We start from the raw sequence: 20,680 nt of genomic DNA, 5'->3' as shown, positions 1-20,680 counted from the left end.
CGACGTGTAAAGGCTTCGCGCATAAAAAAACGGAGCCTCGTGAGGCTCCGTTCCACTCCCGATCACCGAAGCAGCGCACGCAGCGCTGCTGGCGATCAGGGGCCATGCTTATTGTTGCGAATCCTGCTTGGCCTGCTGGAGGCCGCGCTTGATCCATGCACCCAGGTTGTGCGGGCGCACCGTGTCCCACTCCTCGAACGGCTGGTGGATCCACGGATTCGTCGGCAGATGCTGGACGAAATAGTCCGGCGTCACCTTCGAGCAGCCCTTGTACCAGAGCACCGCGGAACGCACGCCCGTGACGGCCGGATAGCGCGACTTGAGGTGCTCCTGCACACGAGCGAGCGTGACGCCCGAATCGACCAGATCGTCGACCAGCAGCACGTTGCCAGAGAGTTCACCGCGCGTCATCGTGATGTACTGCGCGATGTCGAGGTCGCCCTGCTCCGTGCCCGCGGCTTCGCGGTACGAGCTGGTTGCAAGGATCGCCAACGGCAGATCGTAGATGCGCGAAAGCTGGTCGCCCACGCGCAGACCGCCGCGTGCGAGGCACAGGATCTGGTCGAACTTCCAGCGCGACTCGTGCACCTTGAGCGCGAGCAGTTCGATCAGACGGTGGTACTCATCCCAGCCGACCCACAGATGCTTATCGTCGTTGCGCGGGTCCATCATTTGAATCATGTTTGCTTCTGCCTTCTTGCTACTTAGACCTTGAACGGGTGACGCAGCAGGATCGTTTCGTCGCGATCCGGACCGGTCGACACCATGTCGATCGGCACGCCAGCGACTTCCTGCACGCGCGTGAGGTATGCCTGCGCGCTCTTGGGCAGTGCGTCGAATTGCGTGACGCCGATCGTGCTTTCCTTCCAGCCTTCGAACGTTTCGTAGACCGGCTCGCACGCTGCGACCTGCGAAGCGCCGCGCGGCAGAATATCCACGTCCTTGCCGTCGACCTTGTAGCCGACGCAAAGCTTCACTTCGTCGAGACCGTCCAGCACGTCGAGCTTGGTGATGCACAGGCCCGTCACGCCGTTGATCTGGATCGAGCGGCGCAGCGCGGCGGCGTCGAGCCAGCCAGTGCGGCGCGGACGGCCCGTGACCGAACCGAATTCCTTGCCGACCTTCGCGAGCGTGAGGCCTACTTCTTCCTGGCGATCGGCGTTGTCGGCGTCGTACAGTTCGCTCGGGAACGGGCCCGAACCGACGCGCGTGCAGTACGCCTTGGTGATGCCGAGCACGTAGCTGAGCTTCTGCGGACCAACGCCAGCGCCTGCCGAAGCGGCACCCGCGACGCAGTTGCTCGACGTGACGAACGGATAGGTGCCGTGGTCGATGTCGAGCAGCGTGCCTTGCGCGCCTTCGAACAGCAGGTTGCTGCCTTCGTTGTTCACGTCATAAAGACGACGCGAAACGTCCGTTACCATCGGCTTCAGACGGTCGGCGTACGAGAGCATCGTGTCGAGCGTCTGCTGATAATCGACTGCCGGTGCGCCCAGGTACTGCGTGAGCACGAAGTTGTGGTAGTCGAGGTTTTCGCGCAGACGAGCAGCGAAGTTTTCCGGCTCGAACAGGTCCTGCACGCGCAGACCGCGGCGCGCCACCTTGTCTTCGTAAGCCGGGCCGATACCGCGGCCGGTCGTACCGATCTTCGCGGCGCCGCGCTTGGCTTCGCGCGCCTGGTCGATGGCGATGTGGTACGGCAGGATGAGGGTGGTCGCTTCGGAGATGAAGAGGCGCTTCTGGACGTCGATACCCGCTTCTTCGAGTTCGCCGATTTCCTTGAACAGGGCTTCGGGCGACAGCACCACGCCGTTGCCGATGTAGCAGGCGACGCCGGCGCGCATGATGCCCGACGGGATCAGTCGGAGAATGGTCTTCTTGCCGCCGATGATGAGCGTATGGCCGGCATTGTGACCGCCCTGGAAACGCACCACGCCTTGCGCGTGGTCCGTCAGCCAGTCGACGATCTTGCCCTTGCCCTCATCGCCCCATTGGGTGCCCACGACGACGACGTTGCGTCCCGGGGTTACATTCACTGCGCTGGCAGACATGGTGTTTCGTTAGCTGGTTAAAAACGTATTCTACCTGGGTTCGGCGGCGAGCCCGCCATTTTTTCCCGAAATTCGCGGAATTTCCTTTTGCGCTCAACGGCATGCGGGTCGGCGCCCCGGGTTCAGAGCGCCCTTCCCGCGCCGTTCGGCCGCATCGGGTCACGCCGCACGGCGGACATGTCAGGCGCCGCGCGCCTCGATCACCCACGCGCCGTCGCGCTCGACGAGCACGCGGTCGCAAGCGAATTCGTCCATATCGTGCTCGTGGCCCGGCAGCGCCTGGATCACCACCTCGCCGGCGTCGCGCAGCGCTGCGACGGCCGCACGCAGCGCCTCGTCGTGGCGCCACGGCGCGAGAATCGCGGTGCTGCGCGCTTCCACCGGCGAAATACGGGCCACTTCGCGCAGATCGAGCGAAAAGCCGGTCGCCGCGCGCGCACGGCCGTAGGCCTCGCCCACCTTGTCGTAACGGCCGCCACGCGCCACCGCGTTCGGCACGCCGTCCACGTAGGCCGAGAACATCACGCCGCTGTGGTACGCGTAACCGCCCAGATCCGCGAGGTCGAGCATCAACTCCGCGCCCTCGATCTCGCTCATCAGGAACGCGAGATCATCGAGCGCGCGTGCGATGCCAGGCAGCGCCGGCAGGCGTTGGCGGGCTGCTTCGATCACGCTTGCGTCGCCGTAAAGCGACGGCAGCGCGCGCAGCGCGTCACGCGTCACCGGTTGCAGGTTCGCCGTGAGTTCGGCCAGACGCGGCACGTCCTTGCCGGCGAGCGCTTCATACAACGCGTCGCCGAGCGCGGCGGCGGCCGGATCGGCTTCGAACAGCGCCGCGAGCACGCCCGCGTGCGAGAGGTCGAGGCGAACCTTCGTGAGACCCGCGAGACGCAGCGCGTCGAGCAGCAATTGCTGGATTTCGAGGTCCGCTTCGAGGCCGGCGTGGCCATAGATTTCCGCGCCGATCTGGATCTGCTCACGCGTGGCGTGCAGGCCGCGCGGACGCGTGTGCAGCACATTGCCCGCATAGCACAGGCGCGTCACACCCTGACGGTTCAACAGATGCGCGTCGATACGCGCGACCTGCGGCGTCATGTCTGCGCGCAGACCGAGGGTACGGCCCGACATCTGATCGACGAGCTTGAAGGTACGCAGATTCAGATCGCGACCGCTGCCCACCAGTAACGACTCGAGGTATTCGAGCAGCGGCGGCATGACCATTTCGTAGCCGTAAGCGCGGAAGCGGTCAAGCAGGCGGCGGCGCAGCTCTTCGATCTTGCGCGCCTCGGACGGCAGCACATCGGCGATATTCTCGGGAAGTAACCAGGTCGACATCGGGTGAGTCCTACGACGATTAGGGCCGCGCTAAAAGCGCCATGAACGCGCGCGCGAGCACACGCCCCGCGCGGGCCGGACGATAGAAACGGCGCACGCCTCGCGGCGCACGCCTTGAATTCAGGTGGCGAGCATCAACAACACGAGACCGAGCCCCATCACGATCAGTCCACCGATGCGGATGTGATGCGGCGGCCGTTCCGCAATTCTACGGAAAGTGTCACGCCACGCCGTCGGGAAGACGAACGGGAACATGCCCTCGATAATCAGCATCAATGCGATCGCGAGCAACAGGGAGCCGGCTATGTTCATGCGATGAAGATGCGTCGCGCACGCGCGCGACGCCTGTGTCTCGTTTAGTGTTTGCGCGGCGCGGCGGGAGCCGTCGGCGCGTCGCCATTCGGGCCGCGCATGAAGCGGAAGAAGTCGCTCGACGAATCGACCACGACCACGTCGCCCGGCTTAAAGCTCTCGCGATAAGCCTGCATGCTCTGGTAGAAGCGATAGAAGTCCGGATCGCGACCGAACGCCTGCGCAGCAATGGAGGCGGCACGGCCGTCGCCGTCGCCCTTGATGGCCTGCGCCTGGCTGTACGCGTCCGCGACCGCGCCCTGCTGCTTGCGCTCCGCGTCGTCCTTGATCTGCTGGGCTTCGGCCGCGCCCTTGGCACGTTCGTCGGCAGCGGCCTGCTCGCGTGCGGCGCTCATGCGCTTGTAGACCACGTCGGCGAGTTCGGCCGGATAGTCGATGCGCGTGAGTTCGATATCGATCACGTCGATACCGAGCGGCGCGGCAGCGGTCTTGAGCTCGTCACGCGCCCGGCTGGCGATGGCTTCCTGCTGCGCGAGCGCATCGGAGAGCGTGACCTTCGAGAACGCGTCGGACAGCGCATCGCGCGAAAGCGAAGCGAGCCGGTCGGCGAGCGTCTGCGGGTCGCCCTTGGTAGCCGCGAACAGCTTGAGCGGCTCGCCGATGCGATAGCGCACGACCGGGTTCACGAGCAGCTCGGTCTTGTCGGAGGTCGTGTAACGGTCGGCGTCAGGCGCATCGAACGCCTGGATGCGGGTGTCGAGGAACGTCGCGGTCTGGAACGGCGGCGGCAGCTTCACATGCAGGCCCGGCTCGGCAAGCGAGGCCTTGGCGCCGCCCGAGGACGACACCACGGCCACATGACGCGGATCGACGACGAACACCGCCGACGAAGCCACGAGCACCACCACCACGAAGGCGACGACGAACGCAATGATCTTGTTCATATCGGCGCCCCTTATTGCACGTCGTCTTCACGACCGCGCGAACGGAAACCGTCGCGCGAGCGGAAGGCGTCGCTTGCGGCCTGCGCGGCGTCGCTGGCCGAAGGCGCGGGAGCCGCGGAAGTCGTGGCTTGCGCCTGCGCACCCGACTGCGGGTTTTGCGGCTGCGTGTTTTGCGGCTGCGCGTTCTGCTGCTGCGCGTCGGCGTTCGCGGACGTTGCAGCGGCGGCGCTGGCACTCGCATCCGGCGCACCATTGGCTGCAGGCGCGCTTGCGCCCGAAGCCGCAGCAGCAGCGGCACGTTGACGCGTCGCGTCGACGATCTTGTCGAGCGGCAGATAAATCACGTTGTTGCCCGACTTGCTGTCGACGAACACCTTCGTCGTATTCGAGTAGATGTGCTGCATCGTGTCCAGGTACATGCGCTCGCGAATCACGGCCGGAGCCTTCGCGTACTGCTCGTAGACGCTGTTGAAGCGCTGGGCGTCGCCCTGCGCCTGCGCGACCACGCGGTCGCTATAGGCCTTGGCGTCGTCGATCAGGCGTGCTCCGTCGGCCTGTGCGCGCGGCAGCAGTTGATCGGCGTAGGCCTGGGCGTCACGCTTCGCGCGTTCGCGGTCCTGGTGTGCCTTCGCCTCGTCGTCGAAAGCGGCCTGCACGCGATCCGGCGCCGCGACGCTCTGGATCGTCACGCCCACCACGCCCAGCCCGGTCTTGTACGTGTCGAGCGCGTGCTGGATGGAGTCGGCGAGTTGCGCGCGGATCGGCTCGCGATCCGCGTAAAGGAGATCGTTGGTGCTGTGCGCACCCACCACCGCGCGCACGGCGGCTTGCGCGGCCTGGCTCACGGTGAGGTCGGGATCGACGCTGCGGAACAGGAAATCGGTCGGCTGCTTGACCTGGTACTGCACGATCAGGCGCACATCGAGAATGTCGCCATCGTGCGTGATCACGGACGCGTCCTTCACGTTCGACGGACGCACGAGATTGTTGCGGCCGATCTCGACGCTGCGGATCTGGCCGACGTTGACGACGTCATGCGCCTGGAACGGGAACGGCAGACGCCAATGCACGCCGGGGCCGACGGTATGACGATACTGGCCGAATTGCAGCACGACGCCGGCCTGGCCATCCTGAACGACGAACACGCCGCTGCCCACATAGATGGCGATCAGCACACCCAGCACTATGCCCACGCCGATGCGGGCGCCGTGGCCGTTGTCCGGACGCGGGCCGAGGCCGCCGGGACCCTTGCCCTTCTTGCCGAAAAACGACGACAGGCGGCGATTGAAATCGCGCCACATTTCGTCGAGATCGGGGGGGCCGTCGCCCTTGCCGCCGTCGTTGCCGTTATTGCCCGACGGACGCCGCGCGTCGTCGTTGCGCTGGCCATTGCCCTCGCCACGGCCCCATCGCGGGTCGTTCAGCGAGAAAATGGCACGCGCGCGCCAGCCAGTCCGCTTGTTGTAATCGTTCACCTGTGTTCGTTCACCAGAGTAGACAGCGGGTCATGTGCGTGGAGTGCGCCCGCGCGCCATGAAGGCGACGCCGGGCGCGGCCGGATCCGGTTCAGAGACCGTGCTCGGGTTCCCTGCTGGGTTCGTGCGGCACCGCGTTCCAGTCAGCGGCGGCGTGGGGCTGCGACGGCTCGGCGAGCGGATCGGCCGTTGCGATTTCGGCGATGGCGGCGCGCAGCGCATCCAGTCCGACGCCCGTGCGCGCGCTCAAAAAGACGCGCGAAATATTACCATATTCGTCACGCTCGACCGTCCCGCCTCGGGCCGCCAGTTCGGGCACCGCGTCGATCTTGTTGATCACCAGCACCTGGCGGATCGTATCGGCGCCGATCTCGTTGAGCACCTCATTCACCTGGTCGATCTGGTCGAGACGCACTGCGCTCGACGCATCCACCACGTGCAACAGCAGATCGGCCTGGATCGTTTCCTGAAGCGTTGCACGGAAGGCCGCGACCAGTTGGTGAGGCAATTCGCGGATGAAACCCACGGTATCGGACAGCACGATCTGGCCGACCTGATCGCCGAGCCACACGCGCCGTGAAGTCGTGTCGAGCGTCGCGAACAACTGGTCGGCCGCATAAGCCTGCGCCTTCGTGAGCGCATTGAACAGCGTGGACTTGCCCGCGTTCGTATAACCGACGAGCGACACCGACATCGTGCGCGTGCGTTCGCGCTGACGGCGCTGCGTGCCGTGCTGACGGTGCAGCTTGGCGAGCTTGCCTTGCAGCATCTTGATGCGCTCGCCGATCAGGCGGCGGTCGGTTTCAAGCTGCGTTTCGCCGGGACCGCGCAGACCGATACCGCCCTTCTGGCGCTCAAGGTGAGTCCAGGCGCGCACGAGGCGCGTAGCGAGATATTGGAGTTGGGCGAGTTCGACCTGCAGCTTGCCTTCGTGGCTGCGCGCGCGCTGCGCGAAGATGTCGAGAATGAGGCTCGTGCGGTCCACCACGCGACAACCGAGCGCACGTTCCAGATTGCGTTGCTGGCCGGGCGTCAGAGCGTGGTTGAAGATGACGATTTCAATGTCGTTCGCTACGCAGGCGAGACGGAGTTCCTCGGCCTTGCCGCTGCCGATGAACATGGCGGCGTCGGGGCTGGAGCGTCGCCCGGTGAGCGTGACAGCAGGATGGGCGCCCGCGCTTTTGGCGAGCAGGCTGAGTTCTTCGAGGCTGGCTTCGAAGTCGGTCTTGCCGAAGTCGATGCCGACAAGTGCGGCGTTGATCAAATTAGCAGGTATCAAAATGGAAACGGCCGGTCAGGAAACGCCTGCGAGGCGCCCCGGACCGGCCGCGTCATGGGTCAGGACGCTTCCGAGTCCGGGTGGAAGTTCACCGGACGGGCCGGGACCACCGTGGAAATGGCGTGCTTGTAAACCATTTGCGTAACCGTATTACGGAGCAACACGACGTACTGGTCGAACGATTCAATGTTCCCCTGAAGCTTGATGCCGTTGACCAGGTAGATCGAAACAGGCACGTGCTCCTTGCGCAGCGCGTTCAGAAACGGGTCTTGTAACAGTTGCCCTTTGTTGCTCATAGCAAACTCCGTATTTTTTTGCAGGTTTAACTTAAATTGCCGCCGAAGAAAAAGAGATCCGGCGGCAATCGCTACACTATAGCTGATTCTCGTTACCCCGCGCCGCAAGCGGCTGCCCGGCCAGACGGCCCGGCAGCGCCTTTAAGCGCGGTAGCGAACGTAGCTCAGCTTTTTTCAGCGTAGGGGTTCGTCGTAGAACGAAACTCTATGCGCAATGGAGTCCCCGTCAGGGAGAAAGTTTCCCGGAAACGGTTTTCCAGATAGCGTTTGTAGGTTTCCGTGATCGCGTCGAGCGCATTGCCGTGGATCACGATAATCGGCGGGTTCTGTCCCCCCTGGTGCGCATAGCGCAGCTTCGGACGCACAGGACCGCGGCGACGCGGCTGCTGGAATTCCACCGCTTCGATCAGCGCGCGCGTGAGACGCGGCGTCGGCAGCTTGGCCATTGCGGCGGCGTAGGCGTCGTCCACCGAGCGCATCAGTGCACCGATGCCGAACTTCTCGGTCGCCGAAATGAAGTGGAACTTGGCGAATTCGAGGAACTTCAGCTTGCGTTGCAGGTGATGCTTGGTGCGTTCGCGCGCATGGTCGTCCATGCCGTCCCACTTGTTCACGCCCACCACCAGCGCACGCCCCTGCTCCACCACGAAGCCGGCGATATGCGCGTCCTGGTCGGAGATTTCCTGGTGCGCGTCGAGCAGCAGAATCACGACGTTGGCGTCGGCGATCGACTGAAGCGTCTTGACCACCGAGAACTTCTCGATGGCTTCGAACACCTTGCCGCGGCGGCGCAGGCCAGCCGTGTCGATGAGCGTGTACTTCTTGCCGCCGCGTTCGAAGTCGACGTAGATCGAATCGCGCGTCGTGCCCGGCATGTCGAACGCGATCACGCGGTCTTCGCCGATCAGCGTATTGACGAGCGTGGACTTGCCGACGTTCGGACGGCCCACGATCGCGATCTTGATGCCGTGCTTCCTGGCGTCGTCTTCCTCTTCTTCGGGACGATCGGCGTAAGCCAGGTCGAGCGCCTCGTTGATCATTTCCGTGACGCCGTCACCGTGCGCGGCAGAAATCGCGCGCGGGTCGCCCAGACCGAGTTCGTAGAAGTCGGCGGCCACGGCGCTGTACTTCATGCCCTCGGCCTTGTTGACCACGAGGAAGATCGGCCGGCCGGTCTTGCGCAGGTAGTCCGCAATGTGCTTGTCCTGCGGCGCGAGGCCATTACGGCCGTCGCAAATGAAGACGACGATATCGGCTTCCTCAACGGCCTGACGCGTCTGTCGCGCCATCTCGTGCAGGATGCCGTCCTTGGCGACCGGCTCGAAGCCGCCGGTATCGACGACCAGATAAGCGCGATCGCCCGTGCGCCCTTCGCCATAGTGGCGGTCGCGCGTGAGACCGGGCAAATCGGCCACCAGCGCATCGCGCGAACGCGTGAGCCGGTTGAAGAGCGTGGATTTCCCCACATTGGGGCGCCCGACGAGGGCGATTACGGGTTTCATCTGATCTTTTCTACGGTAAGGCGCGGCACCGGAAAGCCCGGCACGCTGCGCGGCAAGCGTCTGCTATGGATGCCCGCAGATGCTGCAATAGTTGCAAATTATCACGAATCGGGCCTTGCGCCCGACTGTTAGGGCTGTCGGGGCCGCTTTGGGCGGCCAGAGGCCGATCGCGTCTTTCGCGCCGATCTTGCCGATCGTCGGCACCGGCCTTGGCCGGCGGCCAATGCAAAGCATCTGCAAAGGCCTGGGTATCCAGTTGGAACGTGGGGCGCGAGCCTCGTACCGTCCGCTGTCTCATAAAGTGCCTGGGCTCCGGGAGCACCTCGACCCGATCCCGCTGGCACGCCTCAAATGGGCACGCCACAAAACACAAGAGGCCGCTGCCCGCAGGCGCGGCCCCTCGACACGGCACCCGGCGGCTTGCCGCCCGGCACCGTCGCGCGTTTTAGCGCGGACGCAGACCGTACAGGTCGCCGTCCTTCGTCTGTACGACCAGCGTATTGCCAGCCAGCACAGGCGCCGCCGTAATCGGGCTGCCGTCGGTCTTCACGCGCGAGACGAAGCTGCCGTCGTCGAGCGAGAGGAAGTGCACGTAGCCCTGATAGTCGCCCACCGCTACCGCGTGACCCAGTACGGCCGGCACGCTGACGTCGCGGTTCTTGAGCTTGTCGGTGCTCCAGGTCTGCTGGCCCGTCGAGACGCTGTACGCCTTCACGACCGACCAGTCGTCGCCGCCGACCACCGTGTTGTCGTCCTGGGCGATACCGCTCGTGCTCGAGAACGGCTTCTCCCACATCGGACGGCCCGAGTTCGCGTCGAAGCAGCCAAGCTGGCCCTGGAACGTCACGGCGCAGGTCGTCGCGCCGATCAGCGTGGGCGGACCGCTCACGTCGTTGATACGTTCGACTTCCGTCACGCCCTTCGGATACGAAACCGGCGTTTCCCAGAACGCGTCGCCGCTTTGCAGGTTGATCGCCGAGAACGCGCCACCCGGGAAGCCCGCGAGTACGGCCTGGTCGCCTGCGAAGGTCATACCGGCCGAGACACGCAGATTCAACGGCACGGCGCGGTTACGGTAGGCCCACTTCTGCTCGCCCGTCTGCGCATTGAACGCGACGATCTGACCGTCGATGGTACGCACAATCACGAGACCGTTGCCGACCAGCGGCGGGGAGATAACTTCGCCCGGCGCCTTGGCTTGCCACGAGAGCTTGCCGTTCGAATCGAGCACGTAGACGTCGCCCTTCAGGCCGCCAACAGCCGTGAGGTTGCCGTCGCTGCCCACGCCCGCCGACAGGTCGTCCTTGAGCTTGGTGCGCCAGACTTCCTTGCCCGTTTGCGCGTCGAACTTCGCGACCGAACCGTTCTCACCCGCTGCGTACACGGAATCGCCCACGGCGACCGGCGAGAACAGATAGCGGCCGGCCTTGCCGACGCTCGACTTCCACACCTGCTGGACATCCAGCGCCGGCTTGAACTCGGTCAGCGGCACCGGTACGCGGCGCTCGTCCTTCGTCGACGAGCAAGCCGCCAGTGCAAGGACGGTCATCGCGCAGGCGACAGGCACAACGGTACGTTTCAGCAGATTCATCGGTGAACGAAGCATGAATGGAGTTGATTTGAATGGCTTTGCGATCGATGCCGGCAGCGCGTTAGCCGCCCAGCGCGTCGAGCTTGAACTGGACCAGCTGACGCTCCGATGCGTCGGTCTTCGGCAGGCTGTCGAGCGCGAGCTTGTAGGCCGAGCGTGCATCGTCACGCTTGCCGGCTGCTGCGAGCAGGTCGCCGCGGCCATCGGCCACGACACCCTTGAACGGACCCGCATCGGGTTGCGGAATCAGCGCGAGGCCCTGGTCGTAGGCCTTTTCGTCGAGCAGCACCGACGCGAGACGCAGCTTCGCGATCTGGCGGAACTCCTCGTCCTTGGCGTGATCCGCGGCCCATTGCAGCTGCGCTTTCGCGCCCGTCGTGTCGCCCGCCAGATAGAGCGATTTCGCGACCGTGAGTGCGCTCATCTGCGCGTACGCGGTACCGCCGAAGCGATCTTCCATGTCGGTCGCGACACGCGTGAGCATGGCCTTGTCGCTGCCTGCGGCAGCCTGCTGGACCTGGTCGTACAACACGGCCGCTTCGGCCGCCTGACGGCGCTGCCAGAAGTTCCAGCCGTTCCACGCAGCGAGCGCGAGCAGAACGATCAGCACGACCCAGGTGGTCGCGTTGCCCCACTGCGTCCACCAGGCCTTGAAACTCTCGATCGATTCCTGTTCGTCGTGGTAACTCATCGCGTAGCGATTCCTCGTTTATTTTGAAGCCTGTTTTCGGGCATGCCGCACGGGATGCGCAATGATGCGGCGTGCCACGAAAGAGTGCGAATAAGGTGCGAATACACGCGATGCGCGCGATCTGCGCGACGACTATCAGTCGTCGCCGTCTTCGGCGGATGCAACCATCGCATTGATCAGATATTCGGTCAAGTCCTCAAAGGCTACCGTTTGTTGCTCGCTGCGGGCCTCCGCCGAACTACCGCGCAGTGCCTTCACGCCTGCCACGCCCTTCGCCACTTCGTCCTCGCCGAGCACCACGGCGAACGCCGCGCCGCTTGCGTCCGCACGCTTCATCTGCGACTTGAAGCTGGCCGCCTGGCCGTCTGCGCTGCAATGGAGGATGACGTCGAGACCCGTATCGCGCAAACGCTCCGAGACGATGAATGCCTGCTCACGCGCAGCTTCCCCCTGGTGCACGACGTAGACATCGCAACCTTCGGCTTCCGGCACGAGGTTCTCTTCCTTGAGCAGTTCGAGAATGCGCTCGATGCCCATTGCCCAGCCGCATGCGCCGGTCGGCTTGCCACCCAGTTGCTCGATCAGCGGATCGTAACGGCCGCCGGCCGCGACGGTGCCCTGCGCGCCGAGCTTGTCGGTCACCCACTCGAACACGGTCAGATTGTAGTAATCGAGACCACGCACGAGACGCGGGTTGATCTTGAAGGGAATGTTGTTCGACTTCAGGATGCGCTGCAGGCCTTCGAAGTGCGCCTTCGATTCCTCGCCGAGGAAGTCGATCAGCTTGGGCGCATTGTTGGCGATCTCCTGGAGCGCCGGATTCTTCGTGTCGAGCACGCGCAGCGGGTTCGTGTAGAGACGACGCTTGCCGTCTTCATCGAGCAACTCGACGTACTGTTCGAGATACTTGATGAGTTCGACGCGATGCGCCGCACGCTCTTCGGCGAGACCCAGCGAGTTGATTTCGAGCTTGATGCCCGTCAGTCCGAGGTCGTCCCACAGACGTTGGCACATCAGGATGATTTCCGCGTCCGTGTCCGGGCCGGCGAAACCGAGCGCTTCCACGCCGACCTGGTGGAACTGGCGATAGCGGCCGCGCTGCGGACGCTCATGACGGAACATCGGGCCGATGTACCACAGACGCTTCGGGCCGTCGTAAAGCATGTTGTGCTCGATCGTCGCGCGCACGACCGCAGCCGTGTTTTCCGGACGCATCGTGAGATGTTCGCCATTGAGCGCATCGGTGAAGCTGTACATCTCTTTTTCGACGATATCGGTCACTTCGCCGATGCCGCGCGTAAAGAGCTGCGTGTGCTCGACGATCGGCGTGCGGATGTTCTGGTATCCGTACGAACGGAGCATGGACTTCACGGTCGATTCGAAGAAGTCCCACAGCCCTGCGTCCTGCGGCAGGATATCGTTCATGCCCTTCACGCCGGCGAGCTTTTCGGGCTTTCTTTTCTGTTCAGTCATTGCGATGCGAATTGTCGTTGCGAGTGTCGATGTTCGGTTGTCCGTAGCAAGTCCGCGCGGGTGCGCGCGGTGGCGCTTACGCCGTCACTTGCTCCTTGCCGTACTTGCGCGCGACGTAGTCGCTGACGATCTGCTGGAAGTCCTGCGCGATGTTTTCGCCGCGCAGCGTCTTGACCTTCTCGCCGTCGATGAAGACCGGTGCGGCCGGGTTCTCGCCCGAGCCCGGCAGGCTGATGCCGATATTGGCGTGCTTCGATTCGCCCGGACCGTTGACGATACAGCCCATCACGGCCACGTTCATCGTTTCGACGCCCGGATACTCCTTGCGCCACACCGGCATCTGATCCCGCAGATAGCCCTGGATCTGCGAAGCGAGTTCCTGGAACAGCGTGCTGGTCGTACGGCCGCAGCCCGGGCAGGCGATGACCATCGGCGTGAACGCGCGCAGACCCATGGTCTGGAGGATTTCCTGGCCGACCACGACTTCGCCGGTGCGCGGCGCGCCCGGTTCCGGCGTGAGCGAGATGCGGATGGTGTCGCCAATGCCCTGCTGGAGCAGCACCGACAGCGCCGCCGTCGACGCGACGATGCCCTTCGAGCCCATGCCCGCTTCGGTCAGGCCCAGGTGCAACGCGAAATCGCAACGCTTCGCCAGTTCCTGATAGACGGCGATCAGATCCTGCACGCCGCTGACCTTGCACGAGAGGATGATCTTGTCGCGGCCAAGGCCGAGTTCGACCGCGCGCTCCGCCGAGCCGATCGCCGACTGGATCAGCGCTTCGTACATCACGCTCTGCGCTTCCCAGGGCACGCTACGCGCTGCGTTCTGGTCCATCATGCGCGCGAGCAGATCCTGATCCAGGCTGCCCCAGTTCACGCCGATCCGAACCGGCTTGTCGTACTTGATGGCCGCTTCGATCATCTGCGCGTACTGCGTATCGCGCTTGGCGCCCTGACCCACGTTGCCGGGGTTGATACGGTACTTCGAGAGCGCTTCCGCGCACGCAGGGTGATCGCGCAGCAGCAGGTGACCGTTGTAATGGAAGTCGCCGACGAGCGGCACCATCACGCCCATACGGTCGAGCTGATCGCGCACGTGCGGCACGGCAGCCGCCGCTTCCGGCGTGTTGACCGTGATACGCACGAGTTCCGAACCGGCCTGTGCGAGTTCCTTGATCTGGATCGCGGTACCGATCGCATCGGCAGTATCGGTATTGGTCATCGACTGCACGCGCACCGGCGCGTCACCACCGATCGTCACCAGCTGGCCGCCCCAGCGCACATGCACGGCGTGCGACTTGCGGCGCGGCGCGTGGCCGCCGAGGACCGGTTCATTGGACACGATCTGACTATTGCTGGTCGAGGATTGCGTTTCGCTCTGCATCGAAAAATCCATTTACACCTCGCGCGCGCCGCGATTCACAACGAACGGCTGCGCTGCGCGAATTGAAAAAGCGTCGCGGCCGGCAAACTGATCTTCGCCGGCCGCGACGCATGCCATGTCTCTATCAGGGCAGCACGAAGCGCGCGACATTGCCGCGCGCCGACGCGTATTTGGACGCATCGACCGGCTGACCGTCGATACTCATCGACTCAATGCCGGCCTTGTTGCCCACCGTTACCTTGAGCGGCCCCACCCCGGTGATTTCACGCGCGTCGCTGCCGTGAACCAGCCCGGAGAAGACCTCCTTACCATCCTTTTGACGCACGCTGACCCAGGTGTCCTGCGTCACGCGGATCGCAAACGTCGACGTGTCGCCAGCCGCGGGTGCCGAGGCGCCCTGCGCTGCCGCCGCCGGCGCGCTTGCGGCCGGGGTCGGAGTCGGCGCCTGAGCCTGAACGGCGCTCGCCGCCTTCGGCACGACCGGCGCTACCGCCGTATTCGCAGCCGGTGCTGCGCTAGCCGGCGCTGCAGGTGCGACCTGAGCCGCCTGCGGCGCGCTCGCCGCGCCTTGATCGGCACCGGCCTGCTCGTTCGTCACCTCGCCAGCTTGCACGTCGGTCTGGTCCGTGCCCTGCGCGGCCGATGCCCCTGCCGTTTCGCCTTCCGTCACCGTCGCCGACGACGCGCCGGAGTCATGGCTTGCCGTGCTGCTGCCAACGCCGTTCGCCATCGACTTGATGCGGGCAAACCATGCCGACGATTCGCCGCTGTTGGTGTGCCACATGCCAATCACAATCACCGCGACGACCACCAGCGCCACACCCCAAAGCCACGACGCACGGCGACGCGGTGCACGCACGCCTCCGCCGCCGCCGCCGAGCGACAGCGACACACGGCCGCGCGGCAAATCCGCGCCCGCCGACGCCGGCATCGACAAATCCTGCTGCGACGCACCGCGCTCGCGGCGCAGCGCCTGGGTGAACGGCGCGGGATCGGCGCCGAGCAGTTTCGCGTAAGCGCGCACCACGCCGACCGCGAAGGTCGCGTCGGGCAGATGGCTGATGTCGCCTGCCTCCAGTTCGCGCAGCTTCGTCACCGCCACCTTCAGGCGCGCCGAGACATCCTCGACCGACCAGCCTTTCGCCTCGCGCAGCTGCGCGAGACGCGCGCCCACCGCGCCGAGTGTCTCAGGCACGGCCTGCAACGGCGACGGCACGCCCTCGGGGGCCGAACGGCCTGCGTTGGTCTCTGTCCCGTCTGTCCCGAAAGGGTGCTGCGGCTCGCTCATCCCAAAGTCCTTGCGTCGATTCTTTTCTAACCCGGAACCGGCGGGCGCACCGCGCCCCGTCCCGATTCGCAGACCGTTTTATAACAAAATGCGCGGCATCTGTGCCGCATCCGATCGCTTCTGCAACGTTTCTTGTCAATCTACCGGCAGCGCTGCGTCACCCCCGCGCAGCCGCACCGGCCTGGCCTTCTGTGCCCGCCGTCCTCTTGCGGGCTTCCGTGCGCTCAATGCTGGACCGGACGCACTTCGATGACCTTCTGGCCCGCGCGCTGGGTGCGCTCGGCCAGACGCGTGCGGTCCTTCACCTCGCCAGCGAGCTGACCGCAGGCCGCGTCGATGTCGTCGCCGCGCGTCTTGCGCACGGTCGTGACGACGCCCGCATCCATCAGGATCTGCGCGAAGCGCTTGATCTGCTCGTTCTTCGAGCGCAACAGACCCGATTCGGGGAACGGATTGAACGGGATCAGGTTGAACTTGCAGGGCACGTCGCGCGTCACGGCGAGCAGCTGACGTGCGTGCTCTTCCGTGTCGTTGACGCCGTCGAGCATGCAGTACTCAAACGTAATGAAATCTCTCGGCGCCACTTTCAGATAGCGCTGGCAAGCCGCCATCAGTTCGCGCAACGGGTACTTGCGATTGAGCGGCACCAGTTCGTCGCGCAGCGCGTCGTTGGGCGCGTGCAGCGAAACGGCGAGCGCCACCGGCAGATCGGCGCCGAGGCGGTCCATCATCGGCACCACACCCGAGGTCGACAGCGTAACGCGCCGGCGCGACAGGCCGTAGGCGTTGTCGTCGAGCATCAGGCGCATCGCAGGCACGACCGCGTCGTAGTTGAGCAACGGCTCGCCCATGCCCATCATCACGACGTTCGTGATGACGCGCTCACCCTTGCCCTCACCGCCGGTCGAGCGACCGCCCGCCTCTCCAAGAAGCGAGGCGCGCAAGGCGAATTCCGACATGCGCAGCTGGCCGATGATTTCGGCGGTGGTGAGATTGCGTGAGAAACCCTGCTTGCCGGTCGAACAGAACCGGCAATTGACCGCGCATCCCGCCTGCGAGGACACGCACAGCGTGCCGCGCGTTTCTTCGGGGATGAACACGGTTTCGACCGCGTTGCCGTTGCCGACGTCCACGAGCCATTTGCGCGTGCCGTCGGAGGAAACGTTGTCGGAAATGATGTCGGGCATGCCGATGATGGCGCGCCCTTTCAGCTTCTCGCGCAGCGATTTGGCCAGATCCGTCATGCCGTCGAAGTCGGCGGCATTGTATTGATGGATCCAGCGCTGAAGCTGTTTGGCGCGAAACGGCTTCTCGCCCAGACTCTCGCAATATGCGACAAGCCCTTGGGCGTCGAAATCGAGAAGGTTGACGGTGGAACTGCTCGTCATGTCGAATCCTGCCATTTCAGTGCGAGAGCGCGCTCACCGCCGGTTTCGGGAGAAACCGGCACCGGACGGTGAACGTGATCGCCGTTCGCGACCTTATGCTACTGGGAACTACCGCTTACTGCTTAGCGCGAGTAAACGTTGACTTCCGGGAAGAAGAACGCGATTTCAACGCGTGCCGTTTCTGCTGCGTCCGAACCGTGGACTGCGTTTGCGTCGATGCTGTCAGCGAAGTCGGCGCGGATCGTGCCCTTTTCCGCCTTCTTCGGGTCCGTTGCGCCCATCAGGTCGCGGTGCTTCAGGATGGCGTTTTCGCCTTCCAGAGCCTGGATCACCACCGGGCCCGAGATCATGAAGTCGACCAGATCCTTGAAGAACGGACGCTCTGCGTGAACAGCATAGAACTTCTCTGCGTCAGCGCGCGACAGTTGGACCATGCGCGAAGCAACGATCTTCAGGCCAGCGTTTTCGAAGCGGCTGTAGATCTGACCGATCACATTCTTTGCCACTGCGTCCGGCTTGATAATCGACAGGGTGCGTTCGATCGCCATAAAAACTCCAGAAAATTAAGAGGTTACAGATTCAAATGAATCCGCAATTGTAGCATGTTCCCATGTATGATTGCGATTGAACCCTGTTAGGCCGGATAACCGGTTGAAACGGGCGCAAAAGCCGCGCCGCCGGGGCTTTCAGCGAGGCTTAAGAATCCCGGCATACGCTCCCTCACGATAGCCCAAACCGTGTGGCAAACCGTTGAAACTCCGGAGCGCCGCGCATATCTTATGAGGAGCGGCGCGCGCATCTGGCGCACGCCGCGAACCACGCGTCTCACGCAAGGAGAAAGCATGAACGAGTACCCCTACAACTTCGGCCGCGGCGGCACCGTCGCCTCCGCCGAGACCCGTAACCGCGTACTGCGCAACACCTACTGGCTGCTCGCGCTGTCGATGGTGCCAACGGTGCTCGGCGCGTGGGTAGGTGTCACCACGGGCTTCTCGCTTTTCGCCGCCACCAGCCCGGCCATGAGCCTGCTCGCGTTCTTCGCGATCGCGTTCGGCTTCATGTTCGCCATCGAGCGCACCAAGAACAGTTCCGTCGGCGTGTTCGTGCTGCTCGGCTTCACGTTCTTCATGGGGCTGATGCTCTCGCGCCTGCTGTCGTTCATCCTCGGCTTCTCGAACGGCCCGTCGCTCATCATGCTCGCTTTCGGCGGTACCGGCGTGATTTTCGCCGCAATGGCCACCATCGCCACGGTCAGCAAGCGTGACTTCTCGGGTCTCGGCAAGTGGCTGTTCATGGGCGTAATCGTGATTCTGCTCGCAGGCGTTGCGAACATTTTCCTGCAACTGCCCGCGCTCATGCTCACGGTCTCCGTGCTGGCGATTGTGATCTTCTCGGCCTATATGCTGTTCGACGTGCAGCGCGTGGTGAACGGTGGCGAGACGAACTACATCTCGGCCACGCTGGCGATCTATCTGGATCTCTACAACGTGTTCACGAACCTGCTGGCGATCCTCGGCATTTTCGGCGGCAATCGCAACTAAGACAGCATGCTGATGGGGTCGAATCGCTTTCGACCCGCTACAAAGAAAAAGCCCATGATTCACATCATGGGCTTTTTTTCGTCTCTCGTTCCGACGCACAGACAACTGGCGAAACGCTAGAGCGCAATCCAGTCGAATCCCTCTGTCTGCGTCGCGACCCCGATTTCCGTGATCGCATCGCCCAGTACCGCCGCCATCGCCGCCCGCGCGAGTTCCGGCGTGTTGTTCTGCTGGCTGAGGTGCGCTGCGATCAGATGGCGCAGCTTCGAGCGATCGAGCGCCGCGAGAATCTCACCCGCCGCGTCGTTGTTCAAATGCCCGTGCGAGCCGCTGATGCGCGCCTTGAGCGACGCCGGGTAACGGCTCGACGAGAGCATGTCGAGATCGTGATTGCATTCGAGCACGAGTGCGTCACAGCCACTGAGCACCGCATTGATGTGCGGCGTCGATTCGCCAACGTCGGTCAACACGCCGAGCCGGCTCGCGCCATCGTTGAACACAAACTGCAGCGGCTCTCGCGCGTCGTGCGGCACCGTATAAGGCAGCACGCCGAGTTCGCCGATTTCGACCGTCTCATCGCCCCAGAGGACGTTGAGTTCGACGCCCGCGGCATCGTCGGCGCCGACCGCCTGCGCCGTGCCCCAGCTCATATAGAGTGGAATCGACCAGCGGCGCGCCAGTGTAAGCGCGCTGCCGATATGGTCGCTGTGTTCGTGAGTGATGAGGATCGCGCTGAGGGTATCGGCGGCGAGGCCCGCTCGCGCGAGCCGCCGCTCCACTTCCTTGCCCGAGAATCCGCAGTCGAGCAGCACGCGCGTGGGCGTCGTGCCGCCGCCTGCTTCTACGACCAGTGCGTTGCCTTCGCTGCCGCTGCCGAGGCTCGCAAACCGCACGGCCGGATCAGTTCAGCTGGGCGTGGAGCGCGGTCACGATGCGCTGCGCGTCCGACGACGTGTCCACCTGACCGCGCTGGTCGACGACTGCCACCTGGGTTTGCGCATCGCCGTTCGCACGAACCGCGACGAGGAATTCCGGCCCCTGGTTCTTCGCGTCCTTCTTCGGGTTGTAGAACAGCTTGCCGAACAGGCCGTCGCCCTTGAGTTCCTGCATCGAGTCCGCGTAGCGCACGTAGTAGATGCCCTTCTCGCGGTCGCGGTTGTCCACCGTGAAGTTGGTGCGGTCGAGGGCAAGGCCCACGCGCAGCCAAGCGCTGTCAAACGATTCCGACAGATTGAGCGTCGTGCCATCCGAGCCCGTGGCCACCTTGGCCGCCGACGACGACGGACGCGCGTCGGTCAGCAACTGCTTCGACTGTGCATCGGTCAGACCGAACTTCTGCATGATCTTGGCAAGGAACGCGGCTTCGAGGGCCGGATCGCGCGGACGCTCGACCCACTTCGAACCGGTCTTGTCCTGCCCCGTCAGCACTTCCTCCATCGCGCTATGCGTGACCGAAATATCGGTTTGGCCGTCAGGACCGCGCGACACGAGCGTACGGAAGCGATCGCGCGTGCCCGAGGAATACGCGAAGTCGATCACGCGGCCAATCGTGCGACGGAACCAGTCGTCCGGAATGTTGGCGCGGTTTTCGGCCCAATCCGTAGTCATGATGCCGGTGGCAGCCGAGTCCGTCGTCAGCGTGAAGCCGCTTTCGGACCAGAATTCCTGCAGTTGCGGCCAGACATCGTCGGGCGAGCGGCCGTCGATCACGAGCCAGCGGCGATCGCCGTCACGCTCGACGTGCATACCAAGCGGATCCTTCGAGCTCGGCACGCCCAGCGTGGCATTGCCCGCGGTGGTGACGGTGCGCTGGGCGCTGCCGCCCAACGTGAGCGTCGTTGCCGGCGCGACGTACTTCTGGTCGCCCGGCGCGGACGACAGATCCTTCGGCACGGCCAGCGGCGGCGCGTTCGGCGTGTCCTTGTAGTTGACGCGATCCGACGCGAACATGTCGTTCAGCGACTCGCAGCCTGCGAGCGAGCCGAGTGCGAGCGCCAGCACCGCCATGCGGGTTGCGTGGAGGGAAAGAGCAGAACGTTTCATGTGGACCTTCGTAATACGGGAACGCTAAGCCAGGACCTGCCAGAACTCTATGAGCGACTGGGCAATGGCGACGTCGATTGAAAATGC

19 protein-coding genes are annotated in these 20,680 nt (G+C 64.2%); 1 reads left to right on the top strand and 18 read right to left on the bottom strand.

The features are described from left to right. Positions 1-108: 108 nt before the first annotated feature. From U5782_RS08065 to ndk, 16 genes are all read right to left on the bottom strand, one after another. On the bottom strand, positions 109-681 hold the full coding sequence (locus U5782_RS08065; protein WP_322043296.1) for a phosphoribosyltransferase: 573 nt from the start codon (positions 679-681) through the stop codon (positions 109-111). Between the two features lie 23 nt (positions 682-704). After that, positions 705-2,051 carry an adenylosuccinate synthase gene (locus U5782_RS08060; RefSeq protein ID WP_322043295.1) on the bottom strand — a complete coding sequence of 449 codons (1,347 nt, stop codon included), beginning with the start codon at positions 2,049-2,051 and terminating at the stop codon, positions 705-707. 180 nt (positions 2,052-2,231) lie between these two features. Beyond that, positions 2,232-3,386, bottom strand: a complete 1,155-nt coding sequence (locus tag U5782_RS08055; RefSeq protein ID WP_322043294.1) for an ATP phosphoribosyltransferase regulatory subunit — start codon at positions 3,384-3,386, stop codon at positions 2,232-2,234. 120 nt (positions 3,387-3,506) lie between these two features. Further along, positions 3,507-3,698, bottom strand: a complete 192-nt coding sequence (locus tag U5782_RS08050; protein ID WP_322043293.1) for a DUF2065 domain-containing protein — start codon at positions 3,696-3,698, stop codon at positions 3,507-3,509. A gap of 44 nt (positions 3,699-3,742) precedes the next feature. Continuing rightward, positions 3,743-4,642: a protease modulator HflC gene (locus U5782_RS08045; RefSeq protein ID WP_322043292.1), complete on the bottom strand. Its 900-nt coding sequence runs from the start codon at positions 4,640-4,642 to the stop codon at positions 3,743-3,745. A gap of 11 nt (positions 4,643-4,653) precedes the next feature. Further along, on the bottom strand, positions 4,654-6,117 hold the full coding sequence (gene hflK / locus U5782_RS08040; RefSeq protein WP_322043291.1) for an FtsH protease activity modulator HflK: 1,464 nt from the start codon (positions 6,115-6,117) through the stop codon (positions 4,654-4,656). A 91-nt stretch (positions 6,118-6,208) separates the two neighbouring features. After that, positions 6,209-7,381, bottom strand: coding sequence for a GTPase HflX (gene hflX, locus U5782_RS08035; RefSeq protein ID WP_415914269.1), 1,173 nt, complete (start codon positions 7,379-7,381; stop codon positions 6,209-6,211). Positions 7,382-7,455: 74 nt separating this feature from the next. Further along, a complete protein-coding gene (hfq, locus tag U5782_RS08030; RefSeq protein WP_027814901.1) occupies positions 7,456-7,692 on the bottom strand; it encodes an RNA chaperone Hfq in 237 nt (78 codons plus the stop codon). 164 nt (positions 7,693-7,856) lie between these two features. Beyond that, on the bottom strand, positions 7,857-9,194 hold the full coding sequence (der, locus tag U5782_RS08025) for a ribosome biogenesis GTPase Der (protein WP_322043290.1): 1,338 nt from the start codon (positions 9,192-9,194) through the stop codon (positions 7,857-7,859). 445 nt (positions 9,195-9,639) lie between these two features. Continuing rightward, entirely contained in the window at positions 9,640-10,785 is a 1,146-nt protein-coding gene (bamB, locus tag U5782_RS08020) for an outer membrane protein assembly factor BamB (RefSeq protein ID WP_322043289.1), read from the bottom strand. Positions 10,786-10,846: 61 nt separating this feature from the next. Then, on the bottom strand, positions 10,847-11,476 hold the full coding sequence (locus U5782_RS08015; RefSeq protein WP_322043288.1) for a tetratricopeptide repeat protein: 630 nt from the start codon (positions 11,474-11,476) through the stop codon (positions 10,847-10,849). A 135-nt stretch (positions 11,477-11,611) separates the two neighbouring features. After that, entirely contained in the window at positions 11,612-12,949 is a 1,338-nt protein-coding gene (gene hisS, locus U5782_RS08010; RefSeq protein ID WP_322043287.1) for a histidine--tRNA ligase, read from the bottom strand. Between the two features lie 76 nt (positions 12,950-13,025). Continuing rightward, on the bottom strand, positions 13,026-14,345 hold the full coding sequence (gene ispG, locus U5782_RS08005; RefSeq protein ID WP_322043286.1) for a flavodoxin-dependent (E)-4-hydroxy-3-methylbut-2-enyl-diphosphate synthase: 1,320 nt from the start codon (positions 14,343-14,345) through the stop codon (positions 13,026-13,028). A gap of 112 nt (positions 14,346-14,457) precedes the next feature. Then, positions 14,458-15,621 (bottom strand): helix-turn-helix domain-containing protein, encoded by a 1,164-nt coding sequence (locus tag U5782_RS08000; protein WP_322043285.1) that lies wholly within the window; start codon positions 15,619-15,621, stop codon positions 14,458-14,460. Between the two features lie 224 nt (positions 15,622-15,845). Beyond that, positions 15,846-17,009 carry a 23S rRNA (adenine(2503)-C(2))-methyltransferase RlmN gene (gene rlmN / locus U5782_RS07995; RefSeq protein ID WP_322043284.1) on the bottom strand — a complete coding sequence of 388 codons (1,164 nt, stop codon included), beginning with the start codon at positions 17,007-17,009 and terminating at the stop codon, positions 15,846-15,848. A 122-nt stretch (positions 17,010-17,131) separates the two neighbouring features. Further along, entirely contained in the window at positions 17,132-17,557 is a 426-nt protein-coding gene (ndk, locus tag U5782_RS07990) for a nucleoside-diphosphate kinase (RefSeq protein ID WP_158949587.1), read from the bottom strand. 294 nt (positions 17,558-17,851) lie between these two features. Between ndk and U5782_RS07985 the strand changes: the two genes are divergently transcribed. After that, positions 17,852-18,550, top strand: coding sequence for a Bax inhibitor-1/YccA family protein (locus U5782_RS07985; protein WP_322043283.1), 699 nt, complete (start codon positions 17,852-17,854; stop codon positions 18,548-18,550). Between the two features lie 116 nt (positions 18,551-18,666). Here the strand turns inward: U5782_RS07985 and U5782_RS07980 are convergent, their stop codons facing one another. Together U5782_RS07980 and bamC are read right to left on the bottom strand one after the other, a co-directional pair. Beyond that, entirely contained in the window at positions 18,667-19,443 is a 777-nt protein-coding gene (locus U5782_RS07980; RefSeq protein ID WP_322043282.1) for an MBL fold metallo-hydrolase, read from the bottom strand. A gap of 7 nt (positions 19,444-19,450) precedes the next feature. Continuing rightward, positions 19,451-20,593, bottom strand: a complete 1,143-nt coding sequence (bamC, locus tag U5782_RS07975; RefSeq protein WP_322043281.1) for an outer membrane protein assembly factor BamC — start codon at positions 20,591-20,593, stop codon at positions 19,451-19,453. Between the last annotated feature and the right edge of the window lie 87 nt (positions 20,594-20,680).

The sequence above is a fragment of the Paraburkholderia sp. J67 genome (genome assembly GCF_905220265.1).
GTDB lineage: Bacteria > Pseudomonadota > Gammaproteobacteria > Burkholderiales > Burkholderiaceae > Paraburkholderia.
Note: the sequence above shows the minus strand (reverse complement) of the source record. Positions and strands in the feature narration are given on the sequence as shown.

Coding starts and splice junctions, on each gene's coding strand:
- bamC (WP_322043281.1), bottom strand. CDS start 20,593: ATGAAACGTTCTGCTCTTTCCCTCCACGCAACCCGCATGGCGGTGCTG.
- U5782_RS08060 (WP_322043295.1), bottom strand. CDS start 2,051: ATGTCTGCCAGCGCAGTGAATGTAACCCCGGGACGCAACGTCGTCGTC.
- U5782_RS08055 (WP_322043294.1), bottom strand. CDS start 3,386: ATGTCGACCTGGTTACTTCCCGAGAATATCGCCGATGTGCTGCCGTCC.
- hfq (WP_027814901.1), bottom strand. CDS start 7,692: ATGAGCAACAAAGGGCAACTGTTACAAGACCCGTTTCTGAACGCGCTG.
- der (WP_322043290.1), bottom strand. CDS start 9,194: ATGAAACCCGTAATCGCCCTCGTCGGGCGCCCCAATGTGGGGAAATCC.
- U5782_RS08065 (WP_322043296.1), bottom strand. CDS start 681: ATGATTCAAATGATGGACCCGCGCAACGACGATAAGCATCTGTGGGTC.
- U5782_RS08000 (WP_322043285.1), bottom strand. CDS start 15,621: ATGAGCGAGCCGCAGCACCCTTTCGGGACAGACGGGACAGAGACCAAC.
- bamB (WP_322043289.1), bottom strand. CDS start 10,785: ATGAATCTGCTGAAACGTACCGTTGTGCCTGTCGCCTGCGCGATGACC.
- U5782_RS08050 (WP_322043293.1), bottom strand. CDS start 3,698: ATGAACATAGCCGGCTCCCTGTTGCTCGCGATCGCATTGATGCTGATT.
- hisS (WP_322043287.1), bottom strand. CDS start 12,949: ATGACTGAACAGAAAAGAAAGCCCGAAAAGCTCGCCGGCGTGAAGGGC.
- U5782_RS08045 (WP_322043292.1), bottom strand. CDS start 4,642: ATGAACAAGATCATTGCGTTCGTCGTCGCCTTCGTGGTGGTGGTGCTC.
- rlmN (WP_322043284.1), bottom strand. CDS start 17,009: ATGACGAGCAGTTCCACCGTCAACCTTCTCGATTTCGACGCCCAAGGG.
- U5782_RS08015 (WP_322043288.1), bottom strand. CDS start 11,476: ATGAGTTACCACGACGAACAGGAATCGATCGAGAGTTTCAAGGCCTGG.
- ndk (WP_158949587.1), bottom strand. CDS start 17,557: ATGGCGATCGAACGCACCCTGTCGATTATCAAGCCGGACGCAGTGGCA.
- U5782_RS07985 (WP_322043283.1), top strand. CDS start 17,852: ATGAACGAGTACCCCTACAACTTCGGCCGCGGCGGCACCGTCGCCTCC.
- ispG (WP_322043286.1), bottom strand. CDS start 14,345: ATGGATTTTTCGATGCAGAGCGAAACGCAATCCTCGACCAGCAATAGT.